This is a genomic window from Bacteroides graminisolvens, from assembly GCF_963666085.1.
GTDB classification, from domain to species: Bacteria; Bacteroidota; Bacteroidia; order Bacteroidales; family Bacteroidaceae; genus Bacteroides; species Bacteroides graminisolvens.
On sequence record NZ_OY762556.1, the window covers coordinates 1,444,199 to 1,456,806 of the forward strand.

The 12,608-nt window shown below is 41.0% G+C and carries 9 protein-coding genes; 8 read left to right on the forward strand and 1 reads right to left on the reverse strand.

The genetic code is table 11. The annotated features are described in order from the left end of the window. The first annotated feature begins 78 nt into the window (after positions 1-78). The 7 genes from ACKPCE_RS05930 to ACKPCE_RS05960 all read left to right on the forward strand — a co-directional run bounded on the left by ACKPCE_RS05930 (position 79) and on the right by ACKPCE_RS05960 (position 9,141). Positions 79-1,629, forward strand: a complete 1,551-nt coding sequence (locus ACKPCE_RS05930) for a peptidylprolyl isomerase (RefSeq protein ID WP_319504491.1) — start codon at positions 79-81, stop codon at positions 1,627-1,629. A gap of 55 nt (positions 1,630-1,684) precedes the next feature. Next, positions 1,685-2,509 (forward strand): peptidyl-prolyl cis-trans isomerase, encoded by an 825-nt coding sequence (locus tag ACKPCE_RS05935; protein ID WP_319504492.1) that lies wholly within the window; start codon positions 1,685-1,687, stop codon positions 2,507-2,509. A gap of 9 nt (positions 2,510-2,518) precedes the next feature. Continuing rightward, positions 2,519-3,886 (forward strand): peptidylprolyl isomerase, encoded by a 1,368-nt coding sequence (locus tag ACKPCE_RS05940; RefSeq protein ID WP_319504493.1) that lies wholly within the window; start codon positions 2,519-2,521, stop codon positions 3,884-3,886. Positions 3,887-3,913: 27 nt separating this feature from the next. Then, positions 3,914-5,635, forward strand: a complete 1,722-nt coding sequence (locus tag ACKPCE_RS05945) for an OstA-like protein (protein WP_407654954.1) — start codon at positions 3,914-3,916, stop codon at positions 5,633-5,635. A 1-nt stretch (position 5,636) separates the two neighbouring features. Continuing rightward, entirely contained in the window at positions 5,637-5,933 is a 297-nt protein-coding gene (locus ACKPCE_RS05950; RefSeq protein WP_276965771.1) for a hypothetical protein, read from the forward strand. Between the two features lie 64 nt (positions 5,934-5,997). Next, on the forward strand, positions 5,998-7,851 hold the full coding sequence (gene mutL, locus ACKPCE_RS05955) for a DNA mismatch repair endonuclease MutL (RefSeq protein WP_319504495.1): 1,854 nt from the start codon (positions 5,998-6,000) through the stop codon (positions 7,849-7,851). Positions 7,852-7,962: 111 nt separating this feature from the next. Next, complete coding sequence (locus ACKPCE_RS05960) at positions 7,963-9,141, forward strand: transposase (protein ID WP_319504496.1); 1,179 nt, start codon at positions 7,963-7,965, stop codon at positions 9,139-9,141. 551 nt (positions 9,142-9,692) lie between these two features. Here the strand turns inward: ACKPCE_RS05960 and trpS are convergent. Continuing rightward, a complete protein-coding gene (gene trpS, locus ACKPCE_RS05965; protein WP_319504497.1) occupies positions 9,693-10,679 on the reverse strand; it encodes a tryptophan--tRNA ligase in 987 nt (328 codons plus the stop codon). Between the two features lie 1,107 nt (positions 10,680-11,786). Between trpS and yaaA the strand changes: the two genes are divergently transcribed. Next, a complete protein-coding gene (yaaA, locus tag ACKPCE_RS05970) occupies positions 11,787-12,557 on the forward strand; it encodes a peroxide stress protein YaaA (protein ID WP_319504498.1) in 771 nt (256 codons plus the stop codon). Positions 12,558-12,608: the final 51 nt, after the last annotated feature.

A 12,608-nucleotide genomic window follows, 5' to 3' on the forward strand; every position in this document is an offset into this window, starting at 1 on the left:
GCTTACGGACTAATGTGTTTTTGTGCTTTTTGTCTGATATATACATCGTTTTAATGTTTAGAGAAAATCTTCTATAATATGAAAAAGCTTGTTTTGTTGTTTCTGGTATGGCTTGGCTGCGGTGTGAATGCTTTCTCTCAATCGGATCCTGTTCTTCTGCGGGTGAATGGTGAAGTCGTAACACGTTCTGAGTTTGAGTATAGCTTTCATAAAAACAATAGCATGGCTATGCTTGAGAAAAAAACACCGGAAGAGTTTTTAGATCTTTATATCGATTACAAATTGAAAGTCAGTGCGGCCAGGTCTGCCGGCATGGACACCACTCAATCATTTAAAGAAGAACTGGCAAGTTACAGAAGATTTCTGGCAAAGTCCTATTTGAAAGATACTGCTGCCGAAGAAGAGCAAGCCCGTAAACTATACGATGACATGAAAAACAGCGTGTCGGTGAGTCAGGTTCAGGTGATGCACATTTTTAAATACCTTCCACAAAATGCATCGGCTACCGCAATCAGAAATGCTTCAAGTAAAATGGACTCTATATACAGACTGTTGAGGAATCATTCCACTGCCGACTTCAGTCAATATGTTGCTCAGTATTCCGACGATAAAAATAAGTTTTGGGTTAGTTGGCTGCAAATGCCCGAAGAATTTGAAAAGGTAGCTTTTGCCTTGAATAAAAATGAATTTTCAGAGCCCTTCTTTTCTCCCCAAGGAATTCACATCGTGAAAGTGCTTGATTCCAAATCAATCCCCCCTTTCAGAGAAATGCGCGGTGAGTTGATCCGCCGTCTTACTAACCGATATAAAACGGCCTCCATTAGTGACCCGGTTGTAGTGAAGCTAAAGAAAGAATATCAATTTGTGTCATACGAAGAAAATGTAAGCGAATTGATTCGCCAGGGGCAGACTGATCGTGTTCTTTTTAAAATTGGAGAGAAAAGTTACTCCGGTCAGGACTTCCTGTTATTTTCAAAGAATCATCCGCGTGAATTGAATTTGCAATACCATGATTTCGTTGTTAAGTCCTTGCTCGATTATGAGGATGAGCGTTTAGAACAAAAATACCCCGACTTTAAATACCTGATGACGGAATACCGAGACGGTATTTTAATCTCTGAAATATCCAATCGCGAAGTTTGGGGCGATCATCTTGATGACGAGGCAGAACTGGAAGAGTTCTTCCGGACGCATAAGAAAGATTACTATTGGCCCACACCTAAATTCCGGGGCATTGTGGTAATGTCTCAACAAAAGAAACCGCTCAAACTAATCAAGAAAGCGATTAAGAAAAGAGACTTTGACGAATGGGAAACGTCGCTCAAGGAAAAGCTGACTCCCGAGCAGCTGTTAAATGTACAATATGAACTCGGTCTTTTTGCTGCCGAAGAAAATAAATATGTTGACTATTTTATTTTTAAGAAAGAAAAAGATGTACCTTTGGGCCCATTCCCCTATGTGAACGTATGGGGCGAAAAGATCAAAGGACCCGAGAAATATGAGGATATGCGCGGACCTGTAATGTTTGATTATCAATTGTTTTTAGAGCAGGAATGGGTAAAGAAACTACGTTCCAAAGGCAAAGTTGAAATAAACCAAGAGGTTTTAAAAACAGTTAATAATCACTGATATAAATATTATTGCGTTATCTTCGTATATTGAAATTTGACAAACGGCAGTTGCAATGAGATTTTTTTTATTTGCGATCATTCTCTTTTCTTTTTTTTCCTGCTCAGAGAAGCAGGAACATAAAGGAAAAACCCCTTTGGTAGAAGTCAACGGCATGTTCTTATATAAGGAAGATGTTGTGAAATCTACTCCTGTTGGTTTGAGTGCAGCTGATAGTTTGCGTTTCGTGAAAGATTATATCCGAAAGTGGTCGGAGTCTGTTTTGTTATATGAAAAAGCGAAGAATAACATACCGGACAACGAAGAAATAGAACGAATGGTCAATAACTATAAACGAGACCTGATTGTGAACGCTTACCAGTCTGAATTGCTGAATCAGAAACTGAATGCAGATACCACCAATCAGGCTTTGGTTGACTATTACGAAATCAATAAAGGACTATTTGTTCTTGAAGAACCTGTGCTGAAGGGACTTTTTATCAAAGTACCGTTGCACGCTCCTCAATTGGTCAAGGTCCGCCAATGGTACCAGAAGGATACACCCGAGACGGTTGACCATTTGGAAAAGTATAGCTTACAGAACGCTGTCAGTTACGAGTATTTTTATGATAAATGGGTCTCGGCTTCAGAGGTTTTGGAGAAATTGCCGCAGCATATCTCTTTGACCGGTAAACGCAAAATGGAGTTGAAGGATACGGCTTACCATTATTTTTTAAATGTAATTGACTTTTTGGATAAAGGAGAATTGGCTCCGTTTGACTTTGTGCAAGTAAAGGTGAAAGAGATGTTGATGAATCACAGCAAACAAACTTTTATCAAAGAGTTGAAAGAGAACCTTTATCAGAAGGCTGTTGATAACGGTGAAATAATAAATTATTAAATACACAGAATGAAGAAGTTGGTTAACTTTAAGTTTGTCGTTTTATTTGCCCTGTTAATGCTGACAGGATCAGTAATGTATGGGCAAGATCATGTTATAGATGAGGTTGTTTGGGTTGTTGGCGACGAAGCAATCCTGAAATCGGATGTTGAAGAGGCAAGAATGAATGCGCAGTACGAAGGGCGTAAGTTTGAGGGCGATCCTTATTGTGTTATTCCCGAAGAACTGGCCATACAGAAATTGTATTTGCATCAGGCGGTGCTCGATAGTATTGAAGTGTCGGAAAGTGAAGTTCTTCAGCGCGTGGAAATGATGACCAATCAGTACATTCAAATGATTGGTTCCAAAGAAAAGATGGAGGAATATTTTAATAAAACTGCTACGCAAATCAGAGAAGCGATGCGTGAGAATGTCAAGAACGGATTGACAGTTCAGAAGATGCAGCAGAAACTGATCGGTGATATTAAGATTACTCCGGCTGAGGTTCGCCGTTATTTCAAAGACCTTCCGCAAGATAGTGTGCCGTATATACCTACCCAGGTTGAAGTTCAAATTATTACTTCGCAACCTAAAATTCCATTGGACGAAATAGAAGATGTGAAGAGACGATTAAGAGAATATACCGATCGTGTAAACAAAGGTGAGATGGATTTCTCAACTCTTGCTCTTTTATATTCTGAAGACAAAGGTTCTGCCATGCGCGGTGGTGAAATCGGGTTCAAAGGTCGCGGAGAACTTGTTCCTGAATACGCCAATGTGGCATTTAACTTACAAGACCCCAAAAAAGTATCGAAGATCGTTGAGTCGGAGTTTGGCTTTCACATCATTCAGTTGATTGAAAAAAGAGGTGACCGTATCAATACCCGTCACATCCTTTTGAAACCGAAAGTGAATGAGAAAGATTTAACGTCGGCCAGAGTTCGTCTGGATTCTATTGCCGATGACATCAGAAAGAATAAGTTCAGTTTTGATGAAGCGGCTTCTATTATTTCGCATGACAAAGATACCCGTAATAACCACGGATTGATGCCTAACCCTCAGACCAACACTTCTAAATTCGAGATGCAACAGTTGCCTCAGGAAATTGCAAAAGTAGTTGACGGCATGAACGTAGGTGAGATATCTAAGGCTTTCACGATGGTGAATGAGAAAGATGGTAAAGAAGTATGTGCCATTGTGAAACTGAAAAGCAGAATCAACGGACACAAGGCTACTATTACGGATGATTATCAGAATCTAAAAGAAATAGTGATGGATAAACGCCGTGAGGAGATGCTCGAAAAGTGGATCGTTGAAAAACAAAAACATACGTACGTTCGTATCAATGATAATTGGAAGAATTGCTCGTTTAAGTATCCGGGTTGGATAAAAGACTAAATATGAGATGTAAGCAATCTTTTTAGTATGCTAATGAATAAAAAAAAATCTTTTATAATCAGGCATAGATTTCTCTTGGTGAGTCTTCTATGCCTGTTTGGCGTAAGTGTCGTGGCACAAGTGAAACCGGCTGCCGGTCAGCAGAAAAAGGTGGAGAAGAAAAGCGACGATTCTGCCAAGAACAAGAAGGGAACTGCCAAAAAGAAGCCTGTCGACAAAAGGAAACGGGTGGACTTGCTTCATGCCGATGAGGCGCAGGCCGATAAGTTGCTGCGACCGGATGTTCAGGTGCTCATCGGTTCGGTGAAGTTGCGCCACGACAGTATGTATATGTATTGCGACAGTGCCCTCATTTACGAAAAAACAAATTCGGTGGAAGCGTTTAGCAATGTCCGCATGGAACAGGGTGACACGCTGTTTATATACGGAGACTATTTGAATTATAATGGCGAAACTCAGTTGGCCATGCTCCGCGAAAATGTGAAGTTGATCAACAGAAAGACTATCCTCACCACGGACAGTTTGAATTACGACCGTTTGTACAACCTGGGCTACTACTTTGAAGGAGGAACGCTGACGGATGAAGAGAATATTCTGACATCCGACTGGGGGGAATACAGTCCGGCAAGCAAAATAGCGGTTTTCAATCACGAGGTAAAGCTCGCCAATCCAAGATTCACCTTGTACTCAGATACGTTGAAGTATAGTACGGATAGCAAAATAGCTACTATATTGGGTCCGTCGAACATCGTAAATGAAAAGAATCACATCTATTCCGAAAGAGGTTTTTATAATACGGCTAAAGACCAGGCACAACTCCTAGATCGTTCCGTGCTGACCAATGAAGGGAAAAAGCTGGTGGCCGATAGCTTGTTTTATGATCGCAAAACAGGATACGGTGAAGCCTTTTACAATGTAGTGATGAACGATACCATCAACAAAAACATGTTGACGGGCGACTATTGCTTTTACAATGAACTCACCGAATCGGCTCTGGCTACCCAAAAAGCAGTGGCTATTGACTATTCGCAAGGCGATAGCCTGTTTATGCACGCCGATACACTCAAAATGAATTCTTATTTTGTGAAAACAGACTCGGCTTATCGTGAAATGAAAGCTTACCACAAAGTCAGAATTTTCCGAAAAGACATTCAGGGCGTGTGCGACTCTTTGTTGTTCAGCTCCAAGGACTCTTGCCTGAGAATGTATCACGATCCGATTATCTGGAACGAGAAACAGCAACTGCTGGGCGAAGAGATAAACGTTTACATGAACGACAGTACAATCGATTGGGCACATATCATCAACCAGGCGTTGACGGTTGAACAGAAAGATTCGATACATTATAATCAGATATCCGGCAAGGAAATAAAGGCTTACTTCCAAGGTGGAGAAGCCCGGAAGATTGACGTGATAGGGAATGTACTGGTGATTTATTATCCGGAAGAAAAAGACAGTACCATGATTGGAATGAATACATCGGAAACCAGCTTGCTCAATTTGCACCTGATGAATCGTAAGATGGAGAAGATGGTGATGAGTCCCAAGTCGAACGGAACGCTTTATCCGATGGATCAAATTCCGGTAGATAAAATGAAACTGCCCACTTTTGTGTGGTTTGATTACATCCGGCCGCAAAATAAAGAAGATATATTTAACTGGAGAGGCAAAAAAAGTGGGGAAACGTTACGAAAAACAACTCGAAAACCTGTAACTTCACCCAAGAGAGAACTAAATAAATTGAATTGATATGGGAATGTTCGGCATTAGGAAACCGCGTGGTTTCAATCATCAGTATATATATGTTGATGAACGCAAAGAGAAACTGACTAAAATGGAGGAGGATGCGAAGCGTGATTTAGGAATGTTGCCCGAAAAAGAATTCTCGCCAGAAGACATCAAAGGTAAGTTTGTTGAGGCCACTACTCATTTAAAACGTAGAAAGCAGAGTGGGCGCAAACCCATTCATGTAGGTATTGTTGTAATCATCATCGCCTTGTTGATTTATCTTTGGCATTATTTGATGACAGGGAGCTGGAGTTTCTAATTCCCCGATGTTGGCTTTTATTGATCCACTTTTCATTTCAAACAAATAGAAGGAATTTTAGCATATGAGTGACGTAATTCGTCTTTTGCCGGATTCTGTAGCCAATCAGATCGCAGCAGGAGAAGTTATTCAACGTCCCGCATCCATTGTGAAGGAGCTGGTCGAAAATGCAATTGATGCGGAGGCAAGTAATATATATGTGTTGGTAACCGATGCAGGGAAAACCTGCATTCAGGTTATTGATGATGGGAAAGGTATGTCGGAAACCGATGCCCGCCTTTCTTTTGAGCGCCATGCAACTTCTAAGATTCGGGAAGCATCGGATCTTTTTGCTTTGCGTACCATGGGCTTCCGCGGGGAGGCATTAGCCTCTATTGCTGCCGTTGCACAGGTGGAGCTCAAAACCCGTCCCGCATCCGAGGAAGTTGGAACTAAAATAGTCATTGCAGGCTCCAAGTTCGAGAGTCAGGAAGTTGTTTCTTGTCCCAAAGGGAGTAACTTCTCAGTGAAAAACCTCTTCTTCAACATCCCGGCACGGCGTAAGTTTTTAAAGGCAAACTCTACGGAGTTAAGCAATATACTGGCCGAGTTTGAACGCATTGCGCTGGTCAATCCCGACGTGTCTTTGTCGTTGTACAGCAATGATGCAGAAGTATTCAATCTGCCTGCCTCTTCGTTGCGCCAACGAATATTGTCTGTTTTCGGGAAGAAATTGAACCAGCAATTGCTGACGGTCGACGTAGATACTACGATGATAAAAGTTTCCGGTTTCGTTGCGAAGCCCGAGACTTCACGCAAGAAAGGAATGCATCAATATTTCTTTGTGAACGGACGCTACATGCGGCATCCTTATTTTCACAAAGCCGTAATGGATGCCTATGAACAGTTGATACCCGCGGGCGATCAGATTACTTATTTCTTATATTTTGAGGTTGATCCCGCTAATATTGATGTGAACATACACCCCACGAAAACAGAAATAAAGTTCGAGAATGAGCAAGCCATCTGGCAGATTCTAGCTGCAGCGGTTAAAGAGTCATTGGGAAAGTTCAGTGCGGTTCCTTCCATTGACTTTGATACGGTCGACATGCCCGATATTCCGGCTTTCGAACAAGCGGCACCTGTTGAATCTCCCAAGGTACATTACAATTCAGATTATAATCCGTTTAAGTCGTCGGTTTCATATTCTCGTCCCAGCGTGAATTGGGAAAACCTTTATGGCGGACTTCAGAAGGCGGACACGCATATAGAGCCCGATACGACCGATCATTTTTCCGATGTTGCACACACCGAAAGTGCAGAAACAGGCTCCGTGTTCTCGTCGGCCTTTAACAATACAGACCATGCGGTTGAGAAAGCCAATCAGCACTTGCAGATTAAAGGGCGCTACATTCTAACATCGGTGAAGTCGGGCCTGATGATCATTGATCAGCACAGAGCCCACGTGCGTATTCTTTTTGATCGTTACATTACACAGATCACCAACCGGCAAGGTGAAGGACAGCGGGTGTTGTTCCCGGAAATCATTCAGTTGCCGGCATCCGAAGTCGTCGTTTTGGAAGGCATCATGGACGATTTGTCGGCTGTAGGTTTCGAACTGACCAATCTGGGGGGAGGAAGTTTTGCGGTCAACAGCATCCCGTCGGGTGTAGAAGGTCTCGATCCTGTGCAGCTGGTTCGTAACATGGTTCACACTGCCATGGAAAAAGGCAACGACGTGAAAGAAGAAATACAAAACGTATTGGCACTGACTTTGGCCAAAGCCGCCGCTATAGTCTACGGCCAAGTGCTGACACCCGATGAGATTACCGGTTTGGTGGATAATTTGTTTGCGTGCGAAACCCCTAATTATACGCCGGATGGCAGCGTGGTTATTTCAACCATCAAAGACGATGATATAAACAAGCTCTTTAAATAGTCGTCCCTTAAAAAGTCATTTATATACTGATTACCAGTAATATAATATCATCATTCCTTTTATAAATCTGCAAGTTTTTGTATCTTTAGAGGCATGAACTTGCAGATTTATATGATAAATACAACTCCATCCTCCCCATCTCTGTTCTCATCTTTGGGTGATTTACTGAACCGGCAGTACCCTTTGCATAAACTCTCGCACAAGATTAACTGGTCAGTGTTTGAAGAATCATTCATTTCTCTTTATTGCCCGGATAATGGTCGTCCAGCTAAACCAATCCGTCTGATGTGCGGGTTACTGATTCTCAAACATCTGCGCAATCTCTCTGATGAGTCTGTGGTCGAACAATGGAGTGAGAATGCTTACTTTCAATATTTCTGTGGTATGCATGAATTTGTGCCTTCTTTTCCCTTTAATTCATCCGAACAAAACAATATAACTTATCCCACAGATGCAAAACTGCACAAAAAGATAGTTGGTAAGGTGTTTAAAATTGTAAAAGAGTTGAATCTGCCCATACGTCAGTCATACACGTTTGTTTTGAAAAGTATTTATCGGGATCAACGTTTTCGTAATCATCCCAAGAATCGGACGAAAGCCCTAAAAGCCGATAAGCGTTTACGCACAATTGCCGGGCGTCCGGTCAGAGAACTCAAACGTAATTTAGGGGATAATAGCCCATATGATGAATTGCTATCCATCTTTGAAAAGATACTTTTACAACGTCGTAATTCTTCCCATAAGATTTATTCGATCCATGAACCTGATGTTCAATGTATCAGTAAAGGTAAAGAGCACAAAAAGTACGAATTTGGTAACAAAGTCTCTATTATACGCTCTGCCACAAGTGTCATTCTTGGCGCCAGCTCTTTCCGAAATGAATACGATGGGCATACCATTGAGAAGAACTTGGAACAGGTGCATCGGCTGAGGGGAAAAAGTATCAGGCGATTAGCAGGTGATAGAGGATATCGTGGCAGGAAAGAGATAAACGGGACACAAATACTCATTCCTGATGCACCAAAAACCAAAGATACCTACTATCAACGCAAGAAGAAACATAAGCTATTTTGCAAGCGTGCAGGAATAGAACCAACCATCGGACATCTGAAGACTGATTATCGTTTAGGGCGAAACTTTTATAAAGGAGTATTAGGGGATGCTATCAACCTCATGTTAGCCGCAGCTGCATATAACTTCAAAAGAGCCATGAGGGTTCTTTGGTTACTCCTAAAAAAGATCAGCGAAACACTGGTCATAAGAAATGTTTCGCTGAAATATATTTTTTAAGGGACGACTAATTAGTAATTCATACAAAACCTAATCCATAGCTAGTCGCCTGCTATTAGTCTATTTCATTTATATTCTCTCTAATGTCAGATGTCTACGATTAGTAAATTTTATATGTTTGCGTAGTAGCTATGCTGGCTGCTGTTCACACGATAGTGACTCTTAAGTGATTTTATTTCTATAAAATCACTTAAGAGTCGATTTGTTAATTCATCGCTCTGATCAAGAGTCGCAGGGGATATCTTAATTGCAGTCTAAAGGATTAAAGGTTAGTATAATCCAAAATGAGAGTCTGAAGAAGATGCCATAACTGAATAAGCTTCGTCCTATTTATAAAACATAGGTCTCTCAATCAATCCTCTTTCTATTTATTACTGATATAGTAATCCTAACTGCTTAAGAGTGGCATAATATCCTTTAGACACACCTTTATATGGTTGTTTGGAGGACGGTGTACTGCTCGACTATGAATTGAAAAATCCCCTTATTTTAGCTCTGTTTCAGGAATTGAAAAGAGAAAAATAAGGGGATTTCCTTGTATGTAGCGACGATTAAATTCTGAATCCAATCGTCTTCCTAACCTCTTCTAATGTTTTCGAAGCACTTTCTCCGGCTTTCTCGGCACCAATCTTTGCTACCCGATCCAAGAACTCAATGTCCTGAGAATATTCATTGATCCGTTCGCGTATCGGAGCATTGAATTTGGCAATGTCTTCCGCCAATTGCTTTTTCAGATCACCATACCTGATAGAACAATCGTTCCATTTCTCGTCAAAGTATTGATAAGTATCTTTGGTCGACACAATATCAAGAAAGGTGAAAAGGTTTTTAATAACCTCGGGCTTTTCGCTGTTGGGCGTAGTAGGACCCGAATCGGTCACCGCTTTCATTACCTTTTTGCGAATAGTCTCCGCATCATCCATCAGATAAATGCAATTACCTTCCGATTTTCCCATTTTGCCGGAACCATCAAGACCCGGTATCTTCACCGCCTGACTGGCAAGAGAGAACGATTGAGGTTCGGGAAACAATTCCGTTTCATACATGGTGTTGAAGCGGCGGGCAAATTTGCGAGCCATTTCCATGTTCTGCTCCTGATCCTTACCAACGGGCACCTTAACAGCTTTGTGTATCAAAATGTCGGCAGCCATTAACGTCGGATACGTTAATAATCCGGCATTCACATTATCGGGTTGCTTCCTTGCTTTCTCTTTGAACGTGGTACACCTTTCCATCTCACCCAGGTAAGCATTCATGTTGAGGTAAAGATATAATTCAAGTACCTCCTTCACGTCACTTTGCACATATATAGTCGCTTTTTCCAGGTCGATGCCACATGCCAAATATTCAGCCAGAATGGTTCTCGAACTTTTAATGATATCTTCGGGTCTGGGGCGAGTGGTTAACGAGTGCCAATCTGCTATAAAGAAAAAACAATTATATTCATTCTGCATTTGCAGAAAACTCTTCACTGCTCCAAAATAGTTACCCAAATGTAGATTACCGGTAGGGCGAATTCCGCTAACAACTGTTTCCATAAATATCTTTAATTCAAATTTGACTGCAAAATTACACAAAAAGATTGAGATGAGGGCTCATTTTAGTGAAATTGCGCAAGTATTTGCGGCTAAACTGTTCGCTCTTGCGCATGCTAAAGCGGTGCCCCCACGGTGCTATGTTGTGAGGTAAACCGGTTGCTCCTTTAATTTTTGGTATTAATAGTTGACTTTGGTGATTGTGATAGTCTTTATATTTTAATAAATGGTTGTTGGCGTTGGTAAGTGTAGTGAGAAAGAACCACAATCGGGTGATGCTTCTTGTATTATTGATTTATTCGGTCAAATGGCTGTAGATTGCTCTTTTGGTTGACATGTTTTGAAGAGAATTTATCGGTAGCAAATTGTTAGTTTCGTCGTTAGAAACTCTGAGTTTCCTACAGATGAAACTTGGGGTTTTCCACGATGAAACTCAGAGTTTTTACCAATAAAACTCTGATTGCAAGCCATTTGTGATGATAAACATACTGTGTGCAATTAATCAGGCAATGATAAGGACAAAAAGAAAGCCAATACTTTCATCGTTCATAAAACGAGAGTAGTAAAATAAATGGTCTTTTATTGTTTAAGGCAAGTCGCTTTCACCTAAAAACAACCACCCAGTATTGAAGCACAAAAAGGGACTTATCAATGCGCAATGAGTGTTTTTTGATGATTTACTAAGCCGTTTTTTTGCTGTTTTGCATCCAAAAGCATTCAAAACAGCTCAAACGTCGGCTCTTTTTGGGTTAATTGTAGTTAATGAATCTATATAACTAGCTAAAAGTGATAGATAGTGATAGTGAAATAGCTGTTTTAGTGGTAGACATCTTTTACTATCACTCTTCTGTATACCCTATAAAAAGGGCATTTTGGATAAGTTAGTGAGGGTAAGTGATGGTAAACCGCGCTTTTTATTTGCTGGGAAGAGAGTCGTGAAAACAAGCCAAGGAAAAATGTACGGTTTTTAAAATGCTTTTGATGGTCAATATTTTGTATTTATTCTAAAAAGTAATGCATGATGAACGAAACATCTGTTGAGGGCTCTTTGTTTTTTATGCAGGAAAAAGTTTATATTTGCTTTTATAACCCCTAAACGATACCATAGTTATGCTGATACTTCTATCTTGTGCCAAAACGATGACGGCTGTTTCCAAAACAAAAGTTCCTTTTTGTACCACGCCGTTGTTTCAGTTGAATGCAACTGAGATTGCTTTGCAGATGACTCAGTATTCTGTAGAAGAACTGGAAGCGTTGCTCCGTGTGAACGGAAAAATCGCATTGGAAAATTACAAGCGATATCGGGTTTTTCACGATCATGAAGAAACAGCTTTGCCGGCTATACTAGCATATACGGGAATTGTTTTTAAACGGCTTAATCCCGCAGGCTTCGACCTGGATGATTTTGCCTATGCACAAAAAGCATTACGGTTTACCTCGTTTTGTTACGGTTTGCTGCGTCCGCTCGATCAGATTAAGAATTATCGGTTGGAGGGAGATGTGAAATTGCCGGTGGCGGCCGACCGCACGCTCTTTTCATATTGGAAAGACTTGCTGACCGATCTGTTTATTGACCAGATCAGGCAAAATGGCGGAACGCTTGCCTATTTGGCCAGTGATGAAATGCGCGGACTGTTTCATTGGGATAAAGTGTTGAGTGCCGTAAAAGTCATCACCCCCGAATTTCATATCTGGAAAGGAGGGAAGCTTTCTACTGTGGTGGTGTACACCAAAATGGCTAGGGGAGAGATGGCTCGTTATATTATAAAGAACCGAATGACGGATCCTGAAACTTTAAAAGCCTTTTCGTGGGAAGGTTTTGAGTACAACGTCTCTTTATCCGATGATAAGAAGTTGGTGTTTACCTTAGGCGTTGGTTGAACCCTAAAAAATAGAATCTATATTTGTCTGATAATCAGCCTATTTTTCGTT

What these genes read in the sequence shown, in the direction of transcription:
- trpS (WP_319504497.1), bottom strand. Translation starts at nt 10,679, where the DNA reads ATGGAAACAGTTGTTAGCGGAATTCGCCCTACCGGTAATCTACATTTG.
- mutL (WP_319504495.1), top strand. Translation starts at nt 5,998, where the DNA reads ATGAGTGACGTAATTCGTCTTTTGCCGGATTCTGTAGCCAATCAGATC.
- yaaA (WP_319504498.1), top strand. Translation starts at nt 11,787, where the DNA reads ATGCTGATACTTCTATCTTGTGCCAAAACGATGACGGCTGTTTCCAAA.
- ACKPCE_RS05940 (WP_319504493.1), top strand. Translation starts at nt 2,519, where the DNA reads ATGAAGAAGTTGGTTAACTTTAAGTTTGTCGTTTTATTTGCCCTGTTA.
- ACKPCE_RS05935 (WP_319504492.1), top strand. Translation starts at nt 1,685, where the DNA reads ATGAGATTTTTTTTATTTGCGATCATTCTCTTTTCTTTTTTTTCCTGC.
- ACKPCE_RS05930 (WP_319504491.1), top strand. Translation starts at nt 79, where the DNA reads ATGAAAAAGCTTGTTTTGTTGTTTCTGGTATGGCTTGGCTGCGGTGTG.
- ACKPCE_RS05960 (WP_319504496.1), top strand. Translation starts at nt 7,963, where the DNA reads ATGATAAATACAACTCCATCCTCCCCATCTCTGTTCTCATCTTTGGGT.
- ACKPCE_RS05945 (WP_407654954.1), top strand. Translation starts at nt 3,914, where the DNA reads ATGCTAATGAATAAAAAAAAATCTTTTATAATCAGGCATAGATTTCTC.
- ACKPCE_RS05950 (WP_276965771.1), top strand. Translation starts at nt 5,637, where the DNA reads ATGGGAATGTTCGGCATTAGGAAACCGCGTGGTTTCAATCATCAGTAT.